Annotated in this window: 22 protein-coding genes and 3 pseudogenes; 14 read left to right on the top strand and 11 right to left on the bottom strand. The window is 54.7% G+C overall.

Annotation, left to right across the window (positions count from 1 at the left end):
- Positions 1 to 260 precede the first annotated feature (260 nt).
- Positions 261 to 1,112, bottom strand: a complete 852-nt coding sequence (locus ABTV22_RS08495; protein ID WP_433739424.1) for an urea carboxylase-associated family protein — start codon at positions 1,110 to 1,112, stop codon at positions 261 to 263.
- 15 nt (positions 1,113 to 1,127) lie between these two features.
- Positions 1,128 to 1,781: a GntR family transcriptional regulator gene (locus ABTV22_RS08490; RefSeq protein ID WP_433739423.1), complete on the bottom strand. Its 654-nt coding sequence runs from the start codon at positions 1,779 to 1,781 to the stop codon at positions 1,128 to 1,130.
- 175 nt (positions 1,782 to 1,956) lie between these two features.
- Between ABTV22_RS08490 and ABTV22_RS08485 the strand changes: the two genes are divergently transcribed.
- Complete coding sequence (locus ABTV22_RS08485; RefSeq protein ID WP_433739422.1) at positions 1,957 to 2,514, top strand: TetR/AcrR family transcriptional regulator; 558 nt, start codon at positions 1,957 to 1,959, stop codon at positions 2,512 to 2,514.
- Here the strand turns inward: ABTV22_RS08485 and fabF are convergent.
- The 6 genes from fabF to ABTV22_RS08455 all read right to left on the bottom strand — a co-directional run bounded on the left by fabF (position 2,511) and on the right by ABTV22_RS08455 (position 9,363).
- Positions 2,511 to 3,785 carry a beta-ketoacyl-ACP synthase II gene (fabF, locus tag ABTV22_RS08480; protein ID WP_433739421.1) on the bottom strand — a complete coding sequence of 425 codons (1,275 nt, stop codon included), beginning with the start codon at positions 3,783 to 3,785 and terminating at the stop codon, positions 2,511 to 2,513. The genes ABTV22_RS08485 and fabF overlap by 4 nt on opposite strands.
- Before the next feature lie 31 nt (positions 3,786 to 3,816).
- Positions 3,817 to 4,611, bottom strand: coding sequence for an SDR family NAD(P)-dependent oxidoreductase (locus tag ABTV22_RS08475; RefSeq protein WP_433739420.1), 795 nt, complete (start codon positions 4,609 to 4,611; stop codon positions 3,817 to 3,819).
- Between the two features lie 209 nt (positions 4,612 to 4,820).
- Entirely contained in the window at positions 4,821 to 5,156 is a 336-nt protein-coding gene (locus tag ABTV22_RS08470; protein ID WP_433739419.1) for a ComEA family DNA-binding protein, read from the bottom strand.
- A gap of 112 nt (positions 5,157 to 5,268) precedes the next feature.
- A complete protein-coding gene (locus ABTV22_RS08465; protein ID WP_433739418.1) occupies positions 5,269 to 7,263 on the bottom strand; it encodes a polysaccharide biosynthesis protein in 1,995 nt (664 codons plus the stop codon).
- A 103-nt stretch (positions 7,264 to 7,366) separates the two neighbouring features.
- Entirely contained in the window at positions 7,367 to 8,398 is a 1,032-nt protein-coding gene (locus ABTV22_RS08460; protein ID WP_433739417.1) for an MraY family glycosyltransferase, read from the bottom strand.
- Positions 8,395 to 9,363: a UDP-glucose 4-epimerase family protein gene (locus ABTV22_RS08455; protein ID WP_433739416.1), complete on the bottom strand. Its 969-nt coding sequence runs from the start codon at positions 9,361 to 9,363 to the stop codon at positions 8,395 to 8,397. The genes ABTV22_RS08460 and ABTV22_RS08455 overlap by 4 nt, the downstream gene beginning before the upstream one ends.
- Positions 9,364 to 9,765: 402 nt before the next feature.
- On the opposite strand from ABTV22_RS08455, the gene ABTV22_RS08450 reads away from it, so the two are divergent.
- The 10 genes and pseudogenes from ABTV22_RS08450 (at position 9,766) to ABTV22_RS08405 (ending at position 19,772) form a co-directional block, all read left to right on the top strand.
- Positions 9,766 to 10,113: a DegT/DnrJ/EryC1/StrS family aminotransferase gene (locus tag ABTV22_RS08450; protein WP_433739415.1), complete on the top strand. Its 348-nt coding sequence runs from the start codon at positions 9,766 to 9,768 to the stop codon at positions 10,111 to 10,113.
- 89 nt (positions 10,114 to 10,202) lie between these two features.
- A pseudogene (locus ABTV22_RS08445) lies at positions 10,203 to 11,055 on the top strand (IS5 family transposase).
- A 601-nt stretch (positions 11,056 to 11,656) separates the two neighbouring features.
- On the top strand, positions 11,657 to 12,589 hold the full coding sequence (locus ABTV22_RS08440; RefSeq protein ID WP_433739414.1) for an FAD-binding oxidoreductase: 933 nt from the start codon (positions 11,657 to 11,659) through the stop codon (positions 12,587 to 12,589).
- Positions 12,590 to 12,601: 12 nt separating this feature from the next.
- A complete protein-coding gene (gene rfbF, locus ABTV22_RS08435) occupies positions 12,602 to 13,375 on the top strand; it encodes a glucose-1-phosphate cytidylyltransferase (protein WP_433739413.1) in 774 nt (257 codons plus the stop codon).
- Position 13,376: 1 nt separating this feature from the next.
- Positions 13,377 to 14,462 (top strand): CDP-glucose 4,6-dehydratase, encoded by a 1,086-nt coding sequence (gene rfbG, locus ABTV22_RS08430; protein WP_433739412.1) that lies wholly within the window; start codon positions 13,377 to 13,379, stop codon positions 14,460 to 14,462.
- Between the two features lie 29 nt (positions 14,463 to 14,491).
- Complete coding sequence (gene rfbH / locus ABTV22_RS08425) at positions 14,492 to 15,805, top strand: lipopolysaccharide biosynthesis protein RfbH (RefSeq protein ID WP_433739411.1); 1,314 nt, start codon at positions 14,492 to 14,494, stop codon at positions 15,803 to 15,805.
- A gap of 3 nt (positions 15,806 to 15,808) precedes the next feature.
- Positions 15,809 to 17,524 carry a thiamine pyrophosphate-binding protein gene (locus tag ABTV22_RS08420; RefSeq protein WP_433739410.1) on the top strand — a complete coding sequence of 572 codons (1,716 nt, stop codon included), beginning with the start codon at positions 15,809 to 15,811 and terminating at the stop codon, positions 17,522 to 17,524.
- Positions 17,521 to 18,456: an NAD-dependent epimerase/dehydratase family protein gene (locus tag ABTV22_RS08415; protein ID WP_433739409.1), complete on the top strand. Its 936-nt coding sequence runs from the start codon at positions 17,521 to 17,523 to the stop codon at positions 18,454 to 18,456. Before ABTV22_RS08420 ends, ABTV22_RS08415 begins: the two co-directional genes overlap by 4 nt.
- Positions 18,457 to 18,469: 13 nt before the next feature.
- The gene (locus tag ABTV22_RS08410; protein ID WP_433739408.1) at positions 18,470 to 18,847 is read left to right on the top strand and encodes a GtrA family protein; all 378 of its coding nucleotides are present in this window, start codon (positions 18,470 to 18,472) and stop codon (positions 18,845 to 18,847) included.
- On the top strand, positions 18,840 to 19,772 hold the full coding sequence (locus ABTV22_RS08405) for a glycosyltransferase family 2 protein (RefSeq protein ID WP_433739407.1): 933 nt from the start codon (positions 18,840 to 18,842) through the stop codon (positions 19,770 to 19,772). Before ABTV22_RS08410 ends, ABTV22_RS08405 begins: the two co-directional genes overlap by 8 nt.
- A 349-nt stretch (positions 19,773 to 20,121) precedes the next feature.
- Here the strand turns inward: ABTV22_RS08405 and ABTV22_RS08400 are convergent, their stop codons facing one another.
- Complete coding sequence (locus ABTV22_RS08400) at positions 20,122 to 20,307, bottom strand: hypothetical protein (protein ID WP_433739406.1); 186 nt, start codon at positions 20,305 to 20,307, stop codon at positions 20,122 to 20,124.
- Between the two features lie 62 nt (positions 20,308 to 20,369).
- On the opposite strand from ABTV22_RS08400, the gene ABTV22_RS08395 reads away from it, so the two are divergent.
- From ABTV22_RS08395 to ABTV22_RS08385, 3 genes and pseudogenes are all read left to right on the top strand, one after another.
- Positions 20,370 to 20,738 carry a transposase gene (locus ABTV22_RS08395; protein WP_433739405.1) on the top strand — a complete coding sequence of 123 codons (369 nt, stop codon included), beginning with the start codon at positions 20,370 to 20,372 and terminating at the stop codon, positions 20,736 to 20,738.
- A gap of 173 nt (positions 20,739 to 20,911) precedes the next feature.
- Positions 20,912 to 22,427, top strand: a pseudogene (gene tnpC, locus ABTV22_RS08390) (IS66 family transposase).
- Positions 22,428 to 22,556 (top strand): annotated as a pseudogene (locus ABTV22_RS08385) (DUF2135 domain-containing protein); the annotation flags it as partial.
- Positions 22,557 to 22,676: 120 nt separating this feature from the next.
- On the opposite strand, the gene ABTV22_RS08380 reads toward ABTV22_RS08385, so the two are convergent.
- Entirely contained in the window at positions 22,677 to 24,668 is a 1,992-nt protein-coding gene (locus ABTV22_RS08380; protein ID WP_433739404.1) for a hypothetical protein, read from the bottom strand.
- 274 nt (positions 24,669 to 24,942) lie between these two features.
- Positions 24,943 to 25,131 carry an IS66 family insertion sequence element accessory protein TnpB gene (gene tnpB / locus ABTV22_RS08375; RefSeq protein WP_433739403.1) on the bottom strand — a complete coding sequence of 63 codons (189 nt, stop codon included), beginning with the start codon at positions 25,129 to 25,131 and terminating at the stop codon, positions 24,943 to 24,945.
- Positions 25,132 to 25,139 lie beyond the last annotated feature (8 nt).

The raw sequence follows: 25,139 nt of genomic DNA, 5'->3' as shown, positions 1-25,139 counted from the left end.
GAAGCGATATGGGAAATTGCCACTATCGAACAAAAGCCAAATCTTACAACTTAATGGCCGTTTTGCTAATCGATATAGGCAGATCGTGGTGCAAAATCAATAGATGTGACGCCCCCGCGCCCGCCCTTTGTTCCTCGCCCTAGCTCACACTATAGGGCAGTTCCTTATCCCGTTTCATGCTTGCTTGCGATAGAAAAATATCAAGGTTGCTATCGCAGGCAAGCCTCGATCCTACAACGGTCAACGGTGTGATTTGCTAATTATTTCTCCCACTCCGCCTTGGCAATGTGCAAGCCATGCAATCCTTTGTACGCCGCCCGCTCCGGCTGGCTCCAGCCCTCCAGCAACGAATCATCCAACCGATAAATCTCCACCCCCAACGGTCGGCAGACGCTCAAAGGATCCTGCGCATCCGGTCCCCACATGGCCAGCGACAGATCACCGCCAGGGCATGTTGAAAGCGCGCACAACAGATCAATCTCGGCAAAAAACTCCAGGTAGTCACCCTTCTGCGCCGGACAGGCTTTCATGAAGTACATGTCGTCGTGGTTCAGGCCCGTGCACTGGAAAATGTTCAGCACGTCATGCACATCAAACTCGGTCAGACCATGGGGCAGCACCGCACGGGTCAGGTTGGAGTGGCAGTGGTGATGGAAATCTTCGCCGGTGAGCATTTTGTTCACATAGGGATCACAACGGGTGCCCAGTAGATCGTGCAAGCGGCCGCCGTGTTCATCGATGCCATAACCGGCCAGGCTGTCATCGGTAATCGTCACCAGCGGTCGCAAAAACGGCAGGTTCGACCAGAGCCGGTCATGGGTGCTGACGTGCGCGCCCTGCAGCTGCCGGGTGCGCGAGGCCCACAGGCGTTCGCGAGGATCGTGGGCATTCCACACGTTGAAGTCCCCCACTTGCGGACCGACCGGCGTCGTCACCCGAAATACATGCCCAGCCGGCACATTCCAGGCGCGACCGGTGCGAATCGGCACTTCGAACGATTCGATCAGCGTGCGCCCGTCCTTTGTGTCGCGCACCCGCTCATAGAAGGCTTTGTCCACCTGCAAGGCCGAGCCTTTGCTGACTTGATAGGCCGCCGGATAGTCTTTGTACATGGCAAGAATCCTCGATCAGTGATGGGAAGAAGGGTTCAACATTTGCAACAGCAGGTGTTCGGAATCGTCGAGATAAAGGCTCATCGCATCCTCGGCGGCGCGCTTGTCGCCTTCGAGCAGCAACTCATGGATCTGCCGGTCACGCACCAGCCAGGGCGCCTGAAAACTTGATTCATCAGGGGCGGTGCAAAACACCAGGCGCAGTTGCGCGACGACATTGGTGAAGAATTCGTCGAATAACGGACTGCGCAGCAACCCGACGATGTGTTGATGAAAGGCCAGGCTATGGGTGCCGACGGCGCGCCAGTCTTCGCGCTCCCGGGCCAGTTCAGTGGCCTCAAGGGACTCGAGCATCCGGTCGGATTGATAGTCGCGCAGCGGGCGACTGGTGCTGATGGCTTGCAACTCCAGCGTGCGCCGAACCTTGAACAGGTCCTGCACATCCTCATACCCCAAACGCCGCACCATCACGCCTTTGTTGCGCACATAGCGGGTCAGGCCTTCCTGCCCCAGGCGATGGAGGGCTTCACGAATGGTATTGCGCGAGGCGTTATAGGCTGACACCAGATCGTTTTCCACCAACGCCATGCCGGGCAGCAAACGACCGCCGATGATGTCGGCGCGCAACTCCAAGGTGATGTGGTCGGCCAGTGACAGTCCGCTGCTCATACTCATTTGCCTCAGGATTGTTCAACAATCGTCAGTCAGAGAGTAATCACTATTCGTGCCAGTATTTATGTGGATTTAAACAAGTTCGACGCATCTGCACGCTTTTTAGAAGTAGAAGTACAGTCACCATCCAATTTTCATTGGTTAATATGGCGCATTGATGCGGAGATATCAGATGCGTTACTCGCAGGACCATAAAGCCCAGACCCACCAACGCATCATCAAGGAAGCTTCGGAACGTTTTCGCCGTGATGGAATTGGTGCGACCGGTCTGCAACCCCTGATGAAAGCGCTGGGCTTGACTCACGGTGGCTTTTATTCGCACTTCAAGTCCAAGGACGAACTAGTGGAAAAGGCGCTGCAGGCTGCTGGTGATCAGGTCGCCGGTATTTGCGCCGAGCTGTTCGCCCAGGATCGCCCGTTGCAGGCGTTCATCGAGGCCTATCTGTCTGAATGGCACCAGACTTCGCCACACGAAGGTTGCCCGCTGCTGACCATGTCATCGGAACTGGGCATGCGCGGGCAGCCCAGCCCGACCTCGGACGTGGTCCTCAATGCGCGGCTTGAGCAGATACAAGGCGCACTTTGTGGTGAAAATACCGTGGATCGCAGCATCGTCATCATGTCGACGCTCGTGGGGGCGCTACTGCTTTCGCGCAGCGTCGAGAATCCCGATTTTGCCCAGCAGATTCTCGACGTCACGCGGACTCATTTGAACGAGCCCCAGAGCTAACCGTTCCAACGCTTGAACAGCACACTGGCATTGACCCCACCAAACCCGAAGCCATTGGACAACGCGTATTCAATGGCCATCGGCCTGGCCTGACCGTGAACGATGTCCACGCCTTCGGTCGCGGGGTCCGGGTTGTCGAAGTTGAGCGTCGCGGGTACAACCTGATCACGGATTGCCAGCAAAGTGAAGATCGCTTCAAGGCCTCCCGCCGCGCCGAGCAAATGCCCAGTGGCCGACTTGGTGGATGTCACCGCGATCTTGTTCTGCGCACCAAACAGCGACTTGATCGCCGCCAATTCGCCCAAATCGCCCACCGGCGTCGAGGTGGCGTGAGCATTGAGATGCTGGACCTGCTCCGGCAAAACGCCTGCCTGAGCCAACGCCAACGACATCGCACGACGCGCACCGCTGCCGTCCTCGGGTCCTGCCGTCAGGTGAAAAGCATCGGCGCTGGTACCGTAACCCACCAGTTCTGCCAGCGGTTGCGCACCACGGGCCAAGGCATGCCCCAGAGACTCAATCACCAACAGACCGGCACCTTCGCCCATGACAAAGCCATCCCGGCCACTTTCGAACGGTCGCGAGGCGCGCTCGGGGGTGTCGTTGTAAGCGCTCGACAACGCACGAGCAGCGGCAAATCCGGCGAGGCTGACCCGATCGATCGCCGCCTCTGCTCCACCACACACCGCGATGTCCGCTTCGCCGGAACGAATCAGCCGCGCCGCGTCGCCAATCGCCTGAACCCCGGCCGCACAGGCTGTCACCGGCGCACCCAACGGGCCTTTGAAACCATGCTGGATCGACACATGTCCTGCTGCCAGATTTACCAGAAACGACGGGATGGTGAACGGAGACAAACGCCGAGGGCCACGGCTGTCGGTAGTGCGCACAGCCTCGGCAATCGCACCGAAACCGCCGACGCCGGAACCAATAATGGTCGCGGTACGCTCTTGTGCATCATCGGTCTGCGCCTTCCAGCCCGCCTGCTCCAGCGCCTGACGCGCCGCTTCCATGGCAAACAGAATGAAACGGTCCATCTTCTTCTGCTCTTTGGGAGGTGTCGCCAGGTCAGGATCAAAACCCGCCTCGACATCGTCCACCGCAGTTGGCACTGCACCGCCAACCTTGGCCGGCAAGTCAGCAACCACGTCCTCGGGCAAATTGCGCAGCCCGGAGCATCCGGCCAACAAACGTTGCCAGACGACCTCAACCCCGCTACCCAGCGGAGACACCAGGCCCATGCCCGTTACAACCACTCGACGATCACTCATACCGCAAGTACCTCATGCAGATTCAGTCGCTTCATTTGTAACGCGCAGCAGCGTGGTTTTTGGAGAGATTCGGCGCCATCACCAGACGAGCCGCCACAAAGGCATTCCAGTCGGCAGCATTCGGCAACGACGGAATGGTGACCAACTCGCCCTGATCCAGCCCTGACAACGCCGCGTCGACCATCTCCCCGGCTTCCATGACCATCTCCGCCGGAATCTGCGAAGCATCGATACCGGAGCGCTCCCAGATTTCGGTGCGTGTTACCCCTGGCAACACAGCCTGGACCTTGACTCCCGTGCCATCAAGCTCGGCGTTCAACGACTGCGTCAGGCTCAACACATACGCCTTGCTGGCGCTGTAGGTCGCATTGAAGCGCTCGGGAAACAGAGCCACTACCGAGGCGATGTTGATGATCGTGCCACGGCCCGCCTTGGCGAAACTGGCTGCCGCCGCCGATGCCAGGCGCGTGACCGCAGTAACGTTCAACTGAATCATGCGCTCCAATTGGTCGGTATCGGCATTGGCCAATAAGCCTTCCGCCGCCACACCGGCGTTATTGAGCAGCAAGCTGATACTCGAATCACTGCGCAACCGCTGCTCCAGTTTGAGTACGTCGTCCTTTTGCGTCAGATCCGCCTTGAGTACTTCGACCTGAACACCATAGTCCTCACGCAGCTTGTTCGCCGACTCATCCAGCCGCTGCTGGTCACGAGCGACCAGCAACAGATCAAAACCGCGCGACGCCAGACGCTGCGCGTAAACCGCACCGATGCCGGAAGAAGCACCAGTGACGAGGGCCGTACCTTGGGATTGGGCAGAATTCATGACTGTGCTCCTGTGGGATGCTTGAGGGCGATCCAAGCGCCTGAGTTTCAGGGAGCCCGGACGGGAAAGTTATTTATTATATGCATAATTTAAACTGAATATGATAGTCGTAATTTTCACCATCCCGACAGAAGGCAATTCTTCCCCAGCACCCGCGAGAAAGAAAAAAGGCCGGTCAATGACCGGCCCCTTGGCGTGGAATAATCAGCTTAGTTCACTTCCAGCTTGTCGCGATTGCGATCCAGAATCGCCTTACCGATGCCCTTCACTTCCAGCAATTCATCCACCGATGCGAACGACCCATTAGTTTCTCGGTACGCAACAATCGCGTTAGCCTTCGCCTCACCTATACCCGCCAACTCACGTTGCAAGGTCGACGCATCGGCCATATTCAAATCCACCTTGCCGCTCTGTGCTTTCTGGGCAACCTCTTGCATCTGCGGTGCATTGCCGGCCTCCGGCTTGACCGCTGGAGCCGAAATCACAGAAGTTGAGACGCTGGTGAGCAGGACAAAAACCAGAGAGGAGAAAAGACCAGTACGCATAATTGACGCTCCATGACATCGATTGAGAAAGCAGCTTTTCCGAAGCTGCCTCCCAAACTTAGGCGATGTGTGGAGCCTGTCAAAAATGTGTCCGTTACGGGATGTGAAACAATCAGGGTTCCTGACGGCGTTGCTGGTAGATCCAGTCGACGATCTCACCGTCGGGGGTGTAGCCACTGACGGTGTCACGCAGCAACTGACGGACACGTGTGTAATCGTCCTGATCAACAGCCACCAACAACTCCCGCAAACGGCCCTTCAGTACATCCCAAGGCAAGTGATCTTCATTGGCGCTCATGATCATTGGGTGCTGTGTTGCCGATACGTTGTCGCCAATCAGCAACTCTTCGTAAAGCTTCTCGCCAGGACGCAGACCGGTGAACTCGATCGAAATATCACCGTGCAGGTTTTTCTCCGAACGAACACTCAAACCGGAAAGATGAATCATCTTCTCTGCCAGTTCGACGATTTTCACCGGTTCGCCCATATCCAGCACAAACACATCACCACCCTGCCCCATGGAACCCGCCTGGATCACCAACTGCGCGGCTTCGGGAATGGTCATGAAATAGCGGGTGATTTTCGGATGAGTAACCGTCAGAGGCCCACCAGCCTTGATCTGGCTATGGAACAGGGGAATCACCGAACCGGACGACCCCAGCACATTGCCAAAGCGAACCATGGTGAAACGGGTTTTGTTGACCCGGGACACATTGGCCTTATCACCGAATAGAACCGGCGCAATCTCACGGCTCAAGGCCTGAAGCGTCAACTCAGCCAGGCGCTTGGTACTGCCCATCACGTTGGTCGGACGGACTGCCTTGTCGGTTGAGACCAGCACGAAGTTGGAAACACCTGACTGCAATGCTGCCTGAGCGGTGTTGAGCGTACCGATGACGTTATTCAGTACACCTTCGGCGATGTTGTGCTCAACCATCGGCACATGCTTGTAAGCTGCGGCGTGATAGACCGTGTCCACGCCCCAAGTCTTCATCACATCCAGCAGTTTGTCCTGATGACGAATAGAACCAAGAATCGGCAACAGCTTGACAGGACGCGACTCACGACAGCCGCGCTGCTCCAATTCCGTCAGGATGCTGTAGAGGTTGAACTCACTGTGATCGAACAGCAAAAGCGTAGTCGGACCCAGTGTGAAAATCTGCCGGCAAAGCTCCGCGCCAATCGACCCACCCGCTCCGGTGACCATGACCGTTTTGCCTTTGATACAACGCTCGAGCAAATCCGGCTGCGCCGGCACCGAATCACGCCCGAGCAAGTCGGCGATATCCACTTCTTGGATATCTTCGACCTTCACCCGACCACTGGCCAGGTCGCTGAAGTTCGGCACGCTTCGGATGTGTAGCGGGAAACGCTCCAGGAAAGTCAGGATTTCCCGACGTCGTGCACGGGTAGAAGACGGCAGCGCCAGAAGGATTTCCTGGGCCCCCGTCTCGTCGATCATCTGCTGAATGTGCTTGGGTTTGTAGACCTGCAGGCCGGCAATTGCCCGGTCCGCGATGCTTGAATCATCATCGATGAACGCCACAGGGCGCATGACCCGGCCCATGCGAAGCGCAGCGACCAACTGATTGCCGGCCACGCCAGCACCATAGATTGCAACCTTGGTGAGACCGTCATCACGATTGATGAACGGTACATGATGAGCACCGGCGAACCAGTCGCCCATGAAGTATTGGCGCATGCATAGGCGCAGGCCGCCGATGATGACGAGGCTTAGCCACCAGTAGTTGAAAATGATCGAGCGTGGGACGACGGCTTGATGATTGCTGTACCAATAAACCACCACTGCCAGGATCAGTGACGACAAACTGACAGCTTTGATGATCGCGATGAGTGCGTCGTTGCCGAAATAGCGCATGACGGCGCGGTACATGCCGAAGCGGATGAAAAGAGGAATGGCAACGATTGGGGCGCTGACAAACAGCCAGAGATGGACCCTAAAGGGGTTGTACATATCATCGATCCCCAAACGGACGATGAATGCCAACCACAGAGCAGCCCAGACTAGAACAATGTCTGTGGCAACCTGAAGCAATCGCTTGCGACGCCTGGGCAGCCCTAAAAGGTGTGCTCTGACCTTATCCATTAACTCTTCAAACACCTCAGTTTTCTCCTTTCAACTGCCATATCACCGTAGTGGAACCTTATAGGCGCATCTCATCCACTTTGAAACCCAAATGACAGAACTGTTACTCAGTTTTTTTCTGTGGTGCTTCAAGCTCACCGGCATGAAATTTAATGGCCAACACAACTAGTGGAGCATAGGCCAGAATCAACCCTATCCCTGAGTTCAGGCCGAATTGCGTAACGCCCAGTGCGATAGGCAACAACCAAAGCAAATTGATCGCTCCTACGACCGCTGTAACCGTCAAATGGCTGCCAAACCGACGAGAGGCGAACTGATAGGCATGACTGCGATGCGCTTCATAGACCTTGTCTCCCCGAAGCAAGCGGCGAAACAGCGTGAATGTCGCATCGACGATGAAAACTCCTAGCAAGATCAACCACGCCCAGAGCATCGGCGCACTTATCCAGGCTGCCTGCAGCGAAAGCCCACCCAACACAATGCCGAGAAATCCGCTGCCGGCGTCCCCCATGAATATGCGTGCGGGAGGGAAGTTCCAGCACAGAAAGCCGGTCACGGAAGCGGCGAGCAGTAGCGGAGCCCAAATAAGACTGTCCAGGCCTGACAACCAATAGAGCAGACAGGCCCCAAGGCAAACGCAGATGGCTTCAATACTGGCGATACCATCGATGCCGTCCATGAAATTGTAAAGATTGAGCATCCATACCAGATAAAAAGCAGCCAACACATGACCAATCCAGCCGAGGTAAACGGAAAAGCCAAACAACTCCATGGGAGGCAACCCACCGATCCAGGCCAGGAACCAGGCAGCGGCAGCAAAGTGACCCAGCAATCTCCAGCGCGCAGCAATATGGCCGTGATCGTCCATGAAACCAATCAACGCTATCGCGATACCAGCGCCCACGCCCGCAATTAAACCAGCTGTGGACATCAATCCAACGGCATATAAAAACCCCAACGACAGGACAAACGCAATGACAATTGCAACACCACCACCACGCGGCGTTGCAACCGTGTGAGAGCTGCGTGCGCTGGGAACATCGATCAGGCTGCGAGAAATTGCATACCTGCGCAACGCTGCCGTCAGCCCAAACGAAATACTGAAAGCCAGTGGAATGAACCAGGCGTAACTCATTGTTTGCGAGACTCCAGAAAACGTATCACCGTCGATTTCAATCCATCATCCATACTGTACGGCGGTTGCCAGCCCAGTAACTCCCGGTTTTTTCTGATATCGACCTGTAACGAACCGAATAGCCGCTGAGCTATCGCACCCCGCCCCAGCAGCCTGGCCACAGAAACGAGTAGTGCTCCTGGAATGGGCAACAACCAGGTTCTCCCCCCCAGGTGAGCAACAAGACGTCGCATCAACTCAGTCGTTGAAACATCCTCACCATCGCTAACTAGAAAAACCTGATTTGCTGCACAGGGATGATCGACACAGGTAACAACCAGATCGACGATATTTTCCAGAGATACAAAGCTTCGCTGGTTGGTCACCGCACCAAATGGCAGAGGAAAACCTTTTGAAAGCCAGTGCATCATTTGACGAAAGTTAGCACCTACACCCGGACCGTATATAAGGACTGGACGAATAATGACAACTTCCATTTGTGAACTTTCAGCAAGCTTCAACAGTGCTTGCTCAGCTTCGTACTTTGATATCCCGTAAGCATCCAATGGTGCCGGAGTATCATCTGCCGTAAAAGGCTGTCCAAACGGTGTAACTTCCCCGTTGACCTTAATGGAACTGATAAAAATAAATCTCTTCACCTCGGCCATTACAGCCTGATTGGCAAGCTGAAGCGTGCCTTTGACATTGACGGTGCGAAACTTTTCGAGCGACTGCTCAGGATTTTCGTGCATGACATGCACCCGCGCCGCCGCATGCACGACAATATCAACACCAGAGAGTGATGCGCCCCAGTCGGTTGCTTCATCGATATTGGATATATAAGTCTTCTCTACTGAATCGGGTAACTTAATATTTATATTTCTTAGCGGAGCTACAACCGATGTATTGGGAATAGTGGAAAAACGCTGTATCAAGGCATTCCCTAAAAATCCCGCTCCTCCGGTCACCAGTATTTTTTTCGACATTTCAAACCGATTCAGGAAATAGATAGCAAAGGATTAATCTATCACGAAAGCCCCTCATTTTGAGCGCTGTTTTTTGCTTTCCCCTTCGCCGCTCAAAGTCTCAAATCCGTTGCTGTCGACATGTCCTCCTCGTTATTCTGGACGATTTGCAATCAGAGCTGTTCGTGCAAGGCCCCGGGAACGATAGAGCCCCCCCCCCCCGTTATTTTGATTAAAAGCTCACACCGCAAGCATCTGGGGCTCCTTGCCTGATCCGGTGACCAGAACATTTCGAGTCAAAGTAATAACACCACACGTAGCGGATTACGCCTCAAGGGGAGTCTCTCGAGGCAACAAATCAATAACCTCAACGCGAAAACTGCAAAATTCCAGGACCAAATTGATGCATTCATTCTGCGTGTGGTGTCCAGCGAATGGGTGATCCTGGGTCTAGAGGTCAAACGCTTTGAAGCATCGTTTGCCGAATACCTTGACCCCGCTCACTGCATTACCGTCGCCAATAGCACCGACGCGATCGAACTGACCCTCAAGGCGCTGGGCGTTGAAAAAGGCGGCGTGATCACGACGGCAGCCAACGCCGGCATGTACACCACCACTTCCGTGCAGACCATCGGCGGCAAACCAGCTTTCACGGATGTCGACTTCGACACCCAGGTAGTAACGCTGACCGAAGTCAAACGTGCCGTGGAAGTGGACACCAAAACCCTCGTCGTTACTAACCTGTATAGTTTGGCCATCCCTGAAACTTAGGCTCTGTATGAAATCCGCTGAAACTCATTTGACTCCCGCAAACGTCAGGAATCAGTAGAGTCCGCGTCCATCAAAGGCAGGAGCCCACGATGGTTAAACGGTACGAACTTCCGGACGCAGCCTGGGACTTGGTTGCAGACATCTTCAGTGAAACCCGCCGTAACGGACGCCCTTAGACAGACGATCGGCTGATGCTCAACGGCGTGCTCTGGGTGCTTTGTTCAGGCGCCGCCTGGCGTGACATGCCCGAGCGCTTCGGCCCGTGGCCAACGGTGTATCAACGCTTTCGCGACTGGTGTAATCGCGGGCTTTTCGACCAAATGCTCAAACAACTCCACATCCGGTTGAACGAGCAAGGCCTGATTGACTTTGAAACCTGGATGATCGACTCCACTGCCGTTCGTGCAACCCGAGCCTCATCAGGCGCCGGGAAAAAAGGGGTCTGAAGTACCGCAAGATCATGCGCTCGGGCGCAGCCGGGGCGGCCTGACGACCAAGATCCACATGCTGTGCGACGCGAATGGTGTGCCTCTGAAATTTCTGTTGTCGGGCGGGCAAGCCAGCGACATCGCTTATGCCCAGCCCTTGCTGGACGAGGCACACATCCCAAGTTTGCGCGGTCGTCCCCGTAAGCGCTGTCGGTGGTTGTTGGCAGATAAAGGCTATGACGCCGAATCTCTGCGTCGTTACTGCGACCGGTATCGGATGCAGCCGGTGATTCCTCTGCGCAACATGAAGCGCAAACCCAAACCGGGGTTGCCGAGACCGTTCGACAAGCCCAAGTACCGCCAGCGCAACATCATCGAGCGTATGTTCGGGTGGCTGAAGGAAAACCGCCGCATCGTTACGCGCTTCGACAAACTCGCGAAAAGTTATGCCGCGATGGCCTCACTGGCTTGTGCCATGCGGTGTTTGCGACATTACTTTTCGTACAAAACCTAACACGCTCGATAGCAGATAGCAGATAGCAGATAGCAGATAGCAGATAGCAGATAGCAGATAGCAGCATATTATTTAGGCCTGCCACATCAAGCTAGCGTGGCAGGCCGACCGCGCAACCAACGCAGCCCCCCCTGCAACAATTGGTGCATACAACTCACACCTAGGTTATCATTCAAAAATTTGAAGGCATGAGACTGACTCCTTAGGCGGCCCCACTTCATACCCGACATGGACGTTGGCTTTCAGGATGATGATGGATTTCATGAGAATAATTTGGTGATTGCTCGTATGGTGGCAGTATTGAAACTCCCGATTATAAGGGCTTGTTAACACATGCCCTACGAACAGAACCGCAGTGATCACGAATATCGCCAGAAGCACTTTCTGAAGCACACGTTGTTTTTTCCGCGCCCGCTGTCCGTTCACCTTTATTCAAACCCGTAAAATAAAATCTCCATTTTTCATATACGTCGAATCTTCGATTCTGGAGCAAGCTGACGGCAGCATTGTAGCCCGCACAGAATTTTCAAATCCGGTAACCAATATGGCTTCAGTAAAACTTCACAACGGGAAATCATTCAGCTCCGAGACAGGCAAATCAATGCTCGACAGTGCCAGGGCTGAGAGCATCACTCTCGAATACAGTTGCAGGACCGGGCGCTGCGGCGTTTGCAAAACCAAAGTTCTCTCCGGTGAAACTGAAGCGTTCAAGGGTGAGACCTCTCTGACATCCGACGAGCGCGCCGCAGGACTGATCTTGACGTGCTGCCGCCATGCCGTCACCGATGTGGAGATCGACGCCGAAGATCTTGGAGCGCTCGGAAACATTGCCGTAAAGACACTCCCCTGCAGAATCGACACGATCAACAAGCTCGCCGACAATGTTGTGGAAGTCATCCTTAGAGTGCCGCCCAATAGCAAGCTCACTTATTTGCCAGGACAGTACCTCGACATCATCGGCGAAGCTGGTCTGCGCCGCAGCTACTCCATCGCCAATGCACAGCGCGCCGACGGAAAGCTGGAACTACAGATCCGGGAGGTCGAGCAAGGCATGATGTCGCAGTACTGGTTCGCCCGTGCAAAGGCCAACGATCTATTACGACTGGAAGGCCCGCTAGGCACCTTCAGCCTGCGTGAAAAGGACGCTAGGAACATCGTTTTCCTGGCTACGGGTACTGGTATTGCTCCCGTCAAGGCCATGCTTGAGCAATTGCTTGACAACCCCTCGCTGGCCGTTGGTAAGAAGGTCTTCATCTATTGGGGAGGCCGTACGCTCAACGACATCTATTGGAACCCACAACTTCAGGGATTGGACGCCACCTTCATACCGGTGCTTTCGCGAGCGGATGCTCAGTGGACAGGACGTACTGGCCATGTACAATCAGCGCTGATCAAAGACTCCATCGATCTCACACAATCGGTTGTCTACGCCTGCGGCTCGGAAGACATGATTCATTCCGCACGGGATGCACTGATAACCTCTGGACTGCCCGTCAAAAACTTTTATTCAGATGCATTTGTAAGCTCAAACTGATAAGGAGCAATCATGAAAGCGGTCATTTTGGCAGGCGGCTTGGGTACACGCCTGAGCGAAGAAACCAGTGTACGTCCTAAGCCAATGGTCGAAATTGGTGGAAAACCAATTCTCTGGCACATCATGAAGATGTATTCCGCGCATGGCATCAATGATTTCATTATCTGCTGCGGATACAAAGGCTATCTAATCAAAGAGTACTTCGCTAATTACTTTCTGCACTCGTCGGATGTAACTTTCAACATGCGTGAAAACACCATGAAAGTGCACGACAAACGCGCTGAAAACTGGAATGTCACATTGGTTGACACCGGTGACTCCTCGATGACCGGAGGTCGTTTGCGCCGCGTGGCCGATTACGTTCGAAATGAAGAAGCGTTCTGCTTCACCTACGGCGATGGCGTCGGTGATATAGATATCAGTGCCACCATTGCCTTTCACAAACAGCATGGCAAGGCCGCTACCCTCACTGCCACGTATCCACCAGGTCGCTTTGGCGCACTGGATATCAAGCAAGGCCAAGTGCTCAACTTCAAGGAAAAGCCCAAAGGCGATGGCGCCATGATCAATGGCGGCTTTTTTGTATTGTCACCCCAAGTCCTCGAATACTTGATCGACGACAGCACTGTCTGGGAGCAGGAGCCTTTGATGGGGCTGGCAGCGGATGGTCAGTTGATGGCGCACGAGCACCAGGGCTTCTGGCAGCCAATGGATACCTTGCACGATAAAAACCTGCTGGAAAAACTTTGGCAAAATGGCAAGGCACCTTGGAAATCCTGGGAATAATATGAAAGCTACCGTCTCAGCTGACTTCTGGAAGGGTAAGAAGGTATTCCTCACAGGTCATACCGGATTCAAGGGCAGCTGGTTGTCCCTGTGGCTACAAGACATGGGTGCGCACGTCAAAGGTTTCGCACTGGCACCACCTACGACACCGTCGCTGTTTGAACAGGCGCGCGTAGAACAAGGCATGGCTGCATCGCAGATTGGCGATATTCGCGACCTGCAAGCCATTGCTGAAAGCATGACGGCTTTTGATCCGGATATTCTGATCCACATGGCCGCCCAACCCTTGGTCAGGCTGTCCTACCGGGAGCCGGTTGAAACCTATGCCACCAATGTCATGGGCACTATTCATGTGCTGGAGGCGGCACGCAAATGCCCAAACCTGCGCGCAATCGTCAATGTAACGACTGACAAGTGCTACGAAAACAAAGAATGGGAGTGGGGCTATCGTGAAAACGAACCCATGGGCGGCCATGACCCTTACAGCAACAGCAAAGGCTGCGTAGAGCTGGTCACCTCCGCCTACCGCAATTCATTCTTTAACGCTGATGGCGCGCCAGCCTTGGCCTCGGCACGTGCCGGTAACGTGATCGGTGGCGGTGACTGGGCAGAAGATCGCCTCATTCCTGACATTCTGCACGCCGTCGAAAAAGGCCAGCCGGTGATCGTTCGCAACCCGAAAGCAACGCGCCCGTGGCAACATGCCCTGGAACCGCTCAGTGGTTACCTTGTCCTCGCTCAACACCTGTGGGAGCATGGCCAGGCATTCGCGCAAGGCTGGAACTTCGGTCCCCGAGATGAAGATGCACGCCCCGTCGAATGGATACTCGATCAAATGGTAGGAGCATGGGGTGCCGGTGCGAGCTGGCAACTTGACAGTGACCCCCAGCCCCATGAGGCGCGCTACTTGAAGCTGGATATTTCCAAAGCCCGAACCCACTTGAAGTGGGAACCCACCTGGAGCCTGGAAGCCACACTAACCCGCATTGTCACCTGGCATCGCGCCTGGTTGCGAGGCGAGGATATGCACGCCCATTGCGTCAACGAAATCAACGGTTATATGGCAGCCATGGCCTCTGGCGCCTAACCAACTAAGAGCTTTAAGCAGGAACTATTATGACCCCCGATATGCTCCGTCAGGAAATCAGCCAGCTCGTTGAGCGTTACGCCGAGCTTGCCTTGGCTGCCAAACCTTTTGTTGGGGGCGAAACCGTTATCCCTCCTTCCGGCAAGGTGATTGGCGCTCGCGAACTACAACTGATGGTCGAAGCCTCACTTGATGGCTGGCTGACTACCGGTCGCTTCAATGCCGAATTCGAAAAGAAGTTGGCCGAATTTCTCGGCGTCAATTACCTCATTACCGTCAATTCGGGCTCCTCGGCCAACCTGGTTGCGTTCAGCACATTGACCTCTCCCAAGCTGGGCGACCGTGCCATCAAGAAAGGTGACGAAGTCATTGGCGTGGCTGCAGGCTTCCCCACCACGGTCAACCCGATCGTGCAGTTCGGCGCGATTCCGGTCTTCGTTGACGTCGACATGGCGACCCACAACATTGACCCTGAGCTGATCGAAGCGGCCATCACTCCCAAGACCAAGGCGATCATGCTCGCCCATACCCTGGGTAACCCCTTCAACCTGGGTAAAGTCAAAGCCCTGTGCGAAAAATACAATCTGTGGCTGGTCGAAGATTGCTGCGATGCACTCGGTGCGACCTATGACGGCAAGCTGGTTGGGACCTTTGGCGACATCGCCACCCTGAGTTTCTACCCGGCCCACCACATCACCATGGGTGAAGGTGGCGCGGTATTCACCAATAATGCTCAGCTCAAACTGATAGCCGAATCGTTCCGTGACTGGGGGCGAGACTGCTATTGCGCGCCCGGTTGCGATGATACTTGCGGCAACCGTTTCGGTCAGCAATTCGGCAGCCTGCCACAAGGTTACGATCACAAGTACGTGTATGCGCACTTAGGCTACAACCTGAAGATCACCGACATGCAAGCGGCCTGCGGACTGGCACAGCTCGACCGCGCTCCCGAGTTCATCGAAACCCGCAAGCGCAACTTCAAGTTGCTCAAGGAGCGTCTGTCGTCCCTGAGCGATTTTCTTGAAATCGCCGAGCCGACCCCTAACAGCGACCCGTCCTGGTTTGGCTTCCCGGTCACCCTGAAGGAAAGCGCCGGGGTCAAACGTGTCGACCTGCTCAAGTTCCTGGATCAGAACAAGATCGGTACACGCCTGCTGTTCGCCGGCAACCTGACCCGCCAGCCGTACTTCCATAACGTCGAGTACCGCGTCGTGGGCGATCTGACCAACACTGACCGGACCATGAACCAAACCTTCTGGCTGGGCGTCCAGCCCTCCCTGGGCCAAGAACATTTCGATTACGTCGGTGAAAAACTGGAAGAGTTCTTCGGGATCGGTTTCTAACATATGAAAGCTTCGGATGCAGTAGCAAAAGTACTTGCAGACAGTAATGTCCTGTATGGTTTTGAGCTCATCGGTGGAATGATTACCCATCTGGTGGACAGTATTAACTTGCTCGGAAAAACCAAGTTGGTATCAATGCACCATGAGCAAGGCGCTGCCTTTGCTGCATCTGCTGTCGCACGTGCGACTCATCACAAGATCATGGGCGTGGCACTGGGTACAAGTGGACCCGGCGCCACCAACCTGATCACTGGCATTGCAGATTGCTGGCTGGATAGTCACCCCTGCCTGTTCCTGACTGGTCAAGTCAACACCCACGAACTCAAGGGCGACAGGCCCATACGTCAGCAGGGCTTCCAGGAGCTGGACAGCGTTGCTTTGGTGAGCAGCATCACCAAGTATGCTCACCAAGTCACCCATGTCGATGAACTGATCCCCTGCCTTATCAAAGCGATCCGAATCGCTCGAGAAGGCCGTCCGGGGCCTGTCCTGCTGGACATTCCCATGGACATCCAGCGCGCCGATATCGATGACGCGGTGCTGGACCTATTACTGTACGACTTGGCCAATGAAAAAACGCCTGCTGCCCAGCAGCGCACCTCGTTCAGCGACGTCTGGGCTGCACTGGCCAAGGCTCAAAAACCGGTATTCCTGATCGGCGGTGGCGCAGTCAACAGCCCTGAGTTCAGCCATTGGCTGAGCCTGGTGGGCAAATTGGGCATCCCCCATGTTGCCAGCCTGAAAGGGGCTGAAAAACTCACGGCAAGCGAACACTACCTCGGCATGCTTGGTGCCTATGGCACCCGCGCAGCCAACCATGCTGTCCAACACTGCGATCTGCTGGTGGTGTTTGGTAGCCGCATGGACGTGCGCCAGACCGGGGCCAAAGCCGAAACGTTCGCCCCGAATGCGCGCATCATCCAGTTCGATCTGGATGCGGCCCAGCTGGACAACAGGGTCAAGGCCCAAGGGTCGATCCATGCCGACCTGGACGCGGTGTTTGCCGACTTCCTTGCGCATGCTGCCAAGCTGCAACCTACTCCAGCGGCCTGGCGCGCCCACTTGGCACAGGTTTTCAAGCGATCGTTCGTTGATGAGTACACGGCGTGGAACATCAGCCCGTTTGAGCTGTTCAACAACCTCAACGATCTGACTGCCGACCGTGCGCTGGACTATGTTGCCGACGTTGGTAACAACCAGATGTGGGCCGCGCATACCTTGCGCCTGGGCCCCGGCCAAGCCATGCACCACTCCGGCGGCCTGGGCACCATGGGCTTTGCCATTCCTTCCGCCGTGGGCGCCAGCATTGCAGGTGACAAACCGGTTATCGTCATCACCGGCGACGGCGGTGCGCAGCTCAATATCCAGGAACTCGACATCATTGCTCGCGACCAGCTGCCGATCCTGACCATAGTACTGAATAATCACTCGCTGGGAATGGTCCGCGGCTTCCAGGAAATGTACTTCGAGGGCCGTAACTCTTCGACTTACTGGGACGGCTATACCTCGCAGTTCCAGGCGCTGGGCGCTGCGTATGGCATACATTCGCTTAGCGTTGTCAATCTGGAGGCATTCAAGGCCGCTGTAGCCGAGTTTCTTGCCAACGGCAAACCCATGCTCATCGAAGTCATGGTGCCAGATGCTCGGGAATGCCGGCCGCGCCTTGAGTTTGGCCGCCCGATCGATGAACAGTCGCCAGTGCTGGATCTGGGTAAATGAATCTTGCCATCCTTGGGGCAAGCAGTCATATCGCCAAAGACCTGATAGCCAGCATCGCTGAACATACTGCTTATGAATGCACCCTGTTCGTGCGCGCACCGGGCTCGCTCGATGCCGAGTTTTGGGCCATTGCCGAGCGCAAGGAATTTACCGTACTCGACTACGCCGGCTTCGATTACAGTTGCCCGTTCGATGCGATCATCAACTTTGTTGGCGTTGGTGACCCTGCCCGGGCCGTACAGATGGGTAAGGATATCTTCACCGTCACCGAGCAGTACGACAATCTCGCCTTGGAGTATCTGCAACGCCACCCTCAATGCAGGTACATCTACCTAAGCAGCGGCGCGGCATACGGGACTAACTTCGAAACACCTATAACTGAGGACTCGAAGGCAATATTCACGATCAATGGGCTAAAGCCACAGGACTGGTACGGCGCGGCCAAATTCCAGGCCGAGTGCCGCCATCGAGCGCTGCCTAACGCCGCCATTGTCGATGTGAGGGTATTCAGTTACTTTAGCCATCGCCAGGCTCTAGAGGCTCGATTCTTCCTCAGCGACATTCTGCGTGCACTGCAAGCAGGCACCGTGCTGGAGGTGGCACCCGATGACATGCTTCGGGACTACCTCACCCCCGCCGATTTCCTACAACTGATCGACCGGATCCTGCAGTCGCCAGCGTGCAATGACGTAGTCGACTGCTACAGCCAGGCTCCCATTGGCAAGTTCGAACTGCTGACTGCCTTGAACGAGCAGTTCGGCCTGCGATACACAATTGCGGGTGACCAGGCAAGGGTCAATGCCACAGGCCCCAAAGCCCATTACTATTCGCACAATCGCAAGGCTGGGCACCTGTTTGACTATGTGCCGAGCGAATCTTCGCTAACTGGAGTCATGCGTGAAATCAGGCAGTATCTGAATGCTAGAGACTAAAAAGGCACCCTACATGCTGCGCAGACTTCTACAAGTAAAATTGTTCAGATTCCTGCTGGTGGGGGTGATGAACGCGGCGTTCGGTTACGGCTGTTTTGCCGGCTTTCTCTATCTCGGGCTGCACTACAGTGCGGCGTTGCTGCTCGCCACAATTTTAGGCATTGCCTTCAATTTCAAAAGCACCGGCGCCCTTGTATTCGGTTCGAAGAACAACAAACTGATCTTCAGATTCATTGCCGGCTATGGCGTCGTCTATGGCGCCAATGTGGCAGGCATTGCGGCGCTCAAATTACTGGGCGTCGACCCTTACTTGGCTGGCATGGCCTTGATCGTGCCAATGGCCTTACTTTCATTCGTCATTAATAACAGGTTCGTTTTCAATTATGCGTAAGCTTATCAGCATAGTGACACCCTGCTACAACGAAGAAGCCAACATTGATGAGCTGTACCAGCGCATCGTCGAGGTGATGTCCCGCCTTGACTATGACTACGAACACATTTTCATTGACAACTGCTCCACTGATAATAGCCACGCCAAACTGCGCGCCCTGGCTGCGCAAGACAAACGGATCAAGCTGATTTTCAATGCCCGCAACTTTGGCCACATCCGTTCGCCATACCATGCCCTACTGCAGGCCCGTGGGGACGCCGCCGTGCTGATCGCTTCCGACCTGCAAGACCCGCCGGAGATGATCGAAGAGTTCGTCAAGAAGTGGGAAGAAGGCTTCAAGACAGTGATGGCGGTCAAGCCGGAGAGCGAGGAATCGCGCCTGATGTTCCTGGTGCGGCGCGCATATTATCGGTTCGTTACGCGTATTTCCGAAGTGCCGCTGGTGCAGAATGCTACCGGTGCCGGCCTATTTGACCGGGTTGTGCTGGATATCCTGAAGCAAATCGATGACCCCTATCCGTATTTCCGCGGACTGCTCTGTGAAATCGGTTTCCCGATCGCCACAGTGCCGTTCAAGCAACCAAGACGGCAGCGAGGAATCACCAAAAACAACTTCTACACGCTATACGACATCGCCATGCTTGGCATAACCAATCACTCGAAGGTGCCATTGCGTCTCATGGTCATGGGCGGCGGGCTGCTGGCTGGACTCAGTCTGTTGATCGCATTCGGGTTTCTTGTGGCCAAACTGCTGTTCTGGAACTCATTCCAAGTGGGCATCGCCCCCATGCTGATTTCTCTATTCTTCTTCAGCTCGGTACAGATATTGTTTTTGGGCATGCTGGGGGAATACCTGGGATCGGTACATACCCAAATGCGCAACATGCCGTTGGTGGTTGAGTCTGAACGTGTAAACTTTGATTGAATTTATGGATGACCGACAATCGTGACATCAAAAAGTGCACCATTTGAAAAGCTGTCTTAAATTCGGAATTGCCACTAAAAACACTTAAAGTATTACTAATGAAAAACTGAAAGTTAGCACTTTCAGTGCGATGCCATATCCTTCTTTCTCGCAAGTACTTTGCTTACTGGCTGGACGGGAGGGTTATGGCCCAACGCTTCTTACCCGTACGCATATCGTGCGTGATAGTCTTTTCCATGCATGAATGGCTAAAAGCGCTTCAAAAGGATGGCTCATTAATAACGCCAGAAGTGGATACCCTTTTGGTTAAAACCTTATTGATTTTCCAGGTTCTGACTTCGGCACCAATCTAATCATCAAAGCATTTTTTGCTGTCCGGCAGCAGCTTTGCTGCAATAAACTTACTTTTCTTGTTTAGCTTCCCAACTGCCTTCATCTCCTCCTTCTGCGTCATCAGTGCCTTTGGCGTCTCGCGCACCTTTTCAATTGTAGGCGCTTTACTTTTCACATCCATGCCGTTCCACTTCCAGCGCATTTGTATGCGTCCGAATAACACATTTTCCTGACGCCACCGCCGAAGGCCATGGTGTCCATAAAGTGGACACTATTTCTGGCCCATCAAGCGGATACCTCTTGCACCCTCAGCTCCTCACCTACAGTAAATCCTTCAAAGCCCAGGTCGTTCAGAAGTGCTCTGAACCCGACGCTTCCACCGTAAACATCGCCTTGCGCCACAGCCTCAATAGCTACCTCATCCACAAATGGATTCGGCTGCACAATCAGAAAACCACGGCTCTACAGCCAGCGTTCATCGAGCTGCATCCCCAAATGCTCGACGCTAGATCGCACCCTGTCCCCACCAGTATTTGCCTTGAAATCCAATACCCGCGTACGCCCGTCAAAATGACTTGGCCAGTAGACAGCGCAGCCACCTGCGCAAGTTTTCTTCGAGAGCTGTTGCGGTGATCCAGATTGATGCCATCTGACTCGCCACTGAGCCGATGGACATGCGTGCGGCCCGCGTGATTTCGGTGTTCGGTGCAGCGTAACCGCACTGTACTTATCTATTCGCTATCCGGCAGCGCAATTGTCCGATAAGCCCATCATCGTGTTTACGCTGATCTGACAGGATCGGCGGTATGACTTCGATCCCCTACCTCAACCAACTGAACCCCCGAAAAAACTGCGCGCGCTGGCTACGCAGTTGCTGCAACGTGTCTCGGCGCTCGACGGACAAGTCGAGACGATGGGCAAGACCGTTCAGGCCATGAATTAGAAGATCCATCACAACAAGACGCTGATTGAAATACTCAGCCACGAGATCGCCCAGCTCAAGCGCTTCAAGTTCGCCAAGCGTAGCGAGCAAATGAGCCCCGAACAGACCAGTTTGCTCGATGACCTGATCGATACCGATATCACCGCCATCGAAGCGGAATATGAGTCTCTACAAGTTACTCCGGCGCCCGCCCAGAAAAAGCAGCAACCCAAACGTCGCGCCTTACCCCCTGAGTTTCCCCGCACGCTGATCCATCACGAGCCGGACAACATGGACTGCACCTTTGGCTGTGCACTTAAGCGCATCGGTGAAAATGTCAGCGAGAAACACCATTACACACTTGGTGTGTTCGCCGTCGAGCGCCATATTCGTGCCAAGTGGATCTGCGACATTTGCGAATCACTGATCCAGGTCCCAGCGCAGGTGATCGACAAGGGCATCTAGACCGCTGGTTTGTTGGCCCACGTCATGAACGCGAAGTTTGCCGACCATCTGCCGCTGTACCGTCAGGAAGCCGTGTTTGACCACGCAGGCTTGGCTATCCCGCGTTCGACGCTTGCTCAGTGGATCGGCGCCTACGATATGCAGCAGCAGGTCGTTCACGTTGATAAAACGCCGGTGCAGATGCTCATGCCGGGCACAAAAAAAACCACCGCTCTCACCTCTGGGCTTACGCCCCCAGCCCGTTTTGCGAAACCTCGGCAGTGGTTTACGACTTCAGCCAAAGTCGCGCCGACGAACATGCGCGTAACTTCCTGCAAGACTGGAAGGGCAAGCTGGTTTGCGATGATTTCGGCGGTTACAAGGACAGCTTCGAACTAGTCGTGACTGAAATCAGCTGTATGGCCCATGCCCGGCGCAAATTCTTCGAACTGCATGCGACCCACAAGAGCGCACTGGCTAAACAGGCCATGCGTTAGATCCAGGCGCTGTATGAGATCAAGGGTGAAATCAAGGATCCGGAACCGGACTTACGCCGCCGAATACCGCAAGAAAAGGCGGCGCCGATAATTGATGTCTTGCATACCTGGATGATCGCTCAACGCGATATCGTGCATAACGGTTCGGCCATTGGCAAAGCGCTGGATTACAGCCTGAAACGCTGGGCGGCGCTGTCGCGCTACCTCGATGACGGGACTGTGCCCATTGATAATAATTGGTGTGAGAACCAGATACGGCCTTGGGCGCTGGGGCGTAAGAACTGGCTCTTTACAGAGTCGCTATGCAGCGGCAAGCGCGCCGCCGCGATCATGAGTTTGATTCGGTCGGCACGTAACAATTGGCATGATTCGTATGCCCATCTGAAGAATGTGCTGACCCGCCTGCCGACGCGGCTTAGTCGCGCAAGACCGTTTGCCCGGACGCTTACTCCTGTTTAGCCGCTGACGACGACCCAGGTGACAGTGATCACCGATGAAGGGACGCCGAGAGAGAATATTGAAACGTTTGTTGTGCCGATGCGGGCGGTGTGTGAGTTGACGCTGGTGAAGAGGTTTAGTTATCCGTGAGGCTCAAGGGCAGACGCAAGCCAATCCGTAGCAAGCAATTCCTCGTCGAGATGTGGGGAATAGTTCAGACATGTCCACCAATTTACATCGACCTAGCCCGCCATTGCGCTGAGAATTCGCTCAGTCACCCACTGCTGGCCCCTCTGGCACACAATCTTTGCGGCGATAAACCGTCGCGTCGCGTACACCCACCGTCACTCGCGTTGCAATCGAGTACTGGCTGAGAAGTGTGTGATCGTAGCTGGAAAGTGGCGTCGCCCATTGCCAGTTATTCACAACCAGAACGTCTGGGCGATTCCTCTGATTGCTATAAAATGCCGCGGTTGCAATCGTGGCGGGGTTAGCGTCACCCGTGGGGTTCCATGTCGAAAGAGCAGAGGGTGCAAAGTCGCCTAATAAGTAGAAGCCTGGCCCCGTACCAAGAACCGCCATCTGAGTTCCGCAATAGTGCTGAGAGTTGATGGCGCGAGTCAATTCGCCAATGAACGATGCTTGCTCAGCATCAGTCCGGAGGCCTTTAAAGGCGCCCTCACGAACGAGAGTCATTGTGTGAAAAGGCGTAATGATCTGCCCGTAGTAAAAAGTGAAGGTTGACCATCCGATTGCACAGCATACGACCAAGCCAGCCACTAAGCTCATAGTGTCCGGCTGCCTTTCATGACTTGACGACAACGACGCCTGCGACGAGTTGAGTGTTCTCGATTCGAAGGGTATCAATGCCAGGCATGCCGAGAGCAAGCCACCAATCGGGAAATTGAATGGTCCGTTGAAGGCCGTAATCATGGTGGTAACGCCTGCCGCAAAACTCACCAGATAAATGATGCCAAAGGCGCGTATTCCCTGATCGGCGTTGGGTGCCCGTAGCGCCCGAAGTGCTTGACCTATCCCAGTGATGGAAAGAATCAGCACCAGGTCATGTGATCGCATGAAGAGTGCTGGACTATCAGTCGTCATCACTCCGAAGACGATTGCTATAAGTGCAATGGCCGTGATTCGTTGCTGGTTGCGACCATGCATCGACAGTCCACGGAAGAATGCGAGTGCCACAGCGCAAGCAAGAAGAATTGCGTAGCGCGGATGAGCAGAGAGTATCGATGCGGCAAATTGCGCTTTACGTGGAAGCCCTCCCGAAACGCCATTGAGCGCATTGGTGAACTGCACCATATCGAGCAATCGGGATGGACCAAAAGTAATGCCCAAGGCAATGATACCGACACCGAGCGTCAAGATGCATGCGATTACGTAACGCAGCATGAGGCCTCGATGGATCTTCGTTTTAAGAACTAAAAAACTGAGCGCGAGCAGCAAAACAAGCGGTGCCAGCATTGTCGGGTAGGCCACACAGGCGAAGACCCAGCCAATCGCCGACAGCGAAAGCGAAAGCGATATCGGTAACCCACGGCGTCGGCCAGTCGACGTGGCGTCTTGACTGAAGTGCATCGCAAACAGCGCTAATGCCGACAAAAGAGAATACATGCCAATAGTGTTGTAAGAAGGTGCGGGCAATCCAAACGGCACGAAGAGGAGCGCACACACTGCTACTAGGGTACCCATCCGCCGGCCGTAGCTTGGTGCCATGGCGCAATATAAAGCTGTCGACGCGAGGGCCGCGATTACCAGGTACACCATCCGGAGGAAGAGGACCAGGCCGTCTGAGCCCGCATTTACAGCACGAAAAGCCAGAGCGAGCGGGTACACCAGAAAGTCTGCGGTCTGATGGAGCATGAGATTGCGATCGTGCTCTATACCCGTCTTTAGCCAGCCGTCTATAAAGGTCGCGTAGTAGGACTCGTCGGAAAGGTCGATACCGATGGTAAGTCGCACGGCCAACAGAACAACGCAGAGCCCGAGAACGATTACTGGCAAGCTTGGATACTCCGTTTGCGGCTTGATTTTCAAGCCATCTTGAGTTTGGTTGGGTGATTTGATTTTATGGAAAGCAATCTTGAACATATCTACGCAACGATAGTTGCATCGGGTGTGGTGGTATAAACGGGATTTCCAGGGAGAAGCTGATTTTTCCGACTCGTCGGTCAGGGCCGAATTCGCGTGAAATGAAGCCTGTGTGTCGTCAAATTCTTTAGTCAATTTGAAAGTGGCAGCTTGCCTCACCCCCGATACTCGGGCAATTGGTTTGCCTGCCACCAATCGTTACGGCGGTGGGGCCGCAGCAATGTCTGGGGTAAATAATACAGTTGCAGGTTTTTTTAATCGACTAAAAACAATTAGTACTGCGACATGACTGAGTTATGCATTCGACGGTAAAGCCGTGGGGCGGCGTAGTTGTTCAGGAGTCAGGAGGGCGAGATTGGGGGGCGAAGTCATAGTGTCGATTTTGCCAGAGCAGACAATTTGCGACGATAGGTCGATGGGCTAGTGGCAGCCGTTAGCGCAGTGTGATCGAGCCTCTCGAACCTGCGCGTTGCCATAGCAGACCCAGCACCAATGCCTGAAGTTGCTCGGTATCCAGTTCCATTTCAGAACAATGGCAAATGCCGGGCCAGTGAAACTTGCCCTGGTTCAACCGGCGCGCCGCCAGCCATATTCCGAAGCCGCCATGCAGCAGAACTTTCATGCGATTGG

Origin of the sequence: Pseudomonas putida, from assembly GCF_050990305.1 — a bacterium.
GTDB lineage: Bacteria > Pseudomonadota > Gammaproteobacteria > Pseudomonadales > Pseudomonadaceae > Aquipseudomonas > Aquipseudomonas putida_AH.
The sequence above is the reverse complement of the archived record's forward strand: the minus strand, read 5'-3'. Positions and strand labels throughout refer to the sequence as shown.

Bases quoted from the DNA above. Each gene is read 5' to 3' on its own strand.
- ABTV22_RS08495 (WP_433739424.1), bottom strand. From the start codon at position 1,112: ATGTACAAAGACTATCCGGCGGCCTATCAAGTCAGCAAAGGCTCGGCC.
- ABTV22_RS08490 (WP_433739423.1), bottom strand. From the start codon at position 1,781: ATGAGCAGCGGACTGTCACTGGCCGACCACATCACCTTGGAGTTGCGC.
- ABTV22_RS08485 (WP_433739422.1), top strand. From the start codon at position 1,957: ATGCGTTACTCGCAGGACCATAAAGCCCAGACCCACCAACGCATCATC.
- fabF (WP_433739421.1), bottom strand. From the start codon at position 3,785: ATGAGTGATCGTCGAGTGGTTGTAACGGGCATGGGCCTGGTGTCTCCG.
- ABTV22_RS08475 (WP_433739420.1), bottom strand. From the start codon at position 4,611: ATGAATTCTGCCCAATCCCAAGGTACGGCCCTCGTCACTGGTGCTTCT.
- ABTV22_RS08470 (WP_433739419.1), bottom strand. From the start codon at position 5,156: ATGCGTACTGGTCTTTTCTCCTCTCTGGTTTTTGTCCTGCTCACCAGC.
- ABTV22_RS08465 (WP_433739418.1), bottom strand. From the start codon at position 7,263: ATGGATAAGGTCAGAGCACACCTTTTAGGGCTGCCCAGGCGTCGCAAG.
- ABTV22_RS08460 (WP_433739417.1), bottom strand. From the start codon at position 8,398: ATGAGTTACGCCTGGTTCATTCCACTGGCTTTCAGTATTTCGTTTGGG.
- ABTV22_RS08455 (WP_433739416.1), bottom strand. From the start codon at position 9,363: ATGTCGAAAAAAATACTGGTGACCGGAGGAGCGGGATTTTTAGGGAAT.
- ABTV22_RS08440 (WP_433739414.1), top strand. From the start codon at position 11,657: ATGCTCGACAGTGCCAGGGCTGAGAGCATCACTCTCGAATACAGTTGC.
- rfbF (WP_433739413.1), top strand. From the start codon at position 12,602: ATGAAAGCGGTCATTTTGGCAGGCGGCTTGGGTACACGCCTGAGCGAA.
- rfbG (WP_433739412.1), top strand. From the start codon at position 13,377: ATGAAAGCTACCGTCTCAGCTGACTTCTGGAAGGGTAAGAAGGTATTC.
- rfbH (WP_433739411.1), top strand. From the start codon at position 14,492: ATGACCCCCGATATGCTCCGTCAGGAAATCAGCCAGCTCGTTGAGCGT.
- ABTV22_RS08420 (WP_433739410.1), top strand. From the start codon at position 15,809: ATGAAAGCTTCGGATGCAGTAGCAAAAGTACTTGCAGACAGTAATGTC.
- ABTV22_RS08415 (WP_433739409.1), top strand. From the start codon at position 17,521: ATGAATCTTGCCATCCTTGGGGCAAGCAGTCATATCGCCAAAGACCTG.
- ABTV22_RS08410 (WP_433739408.1), top strand. From the start codon at position 18,470: ATGCTGCGCAGACTTCTACAAGTAAAATTGTTCAGATTCCTGCTGGTG.
- ABTV22_RS08405 (WP_433739407.1), top strand. From the start codon at position 18,840: ATGCGTAAGCTTATCAGCATAGTGACACCCTGCTACAACGAAGAAGCC.
- ABTV22_RS08400 (WP_433739406.1), bottom strand. From the start codon at position 20,307: ATGCGCTGGAAGTGGAACGGCATGGATGTGAAAAGTAAAGCGCCTACA.
- tnpB (WP_433739403.1), bottom strand. From the start codon at position 25,131: ATGAAAGTTCTGCTGCATGGCGGCTTCGGAATATGGCTGGCGGCGCGC.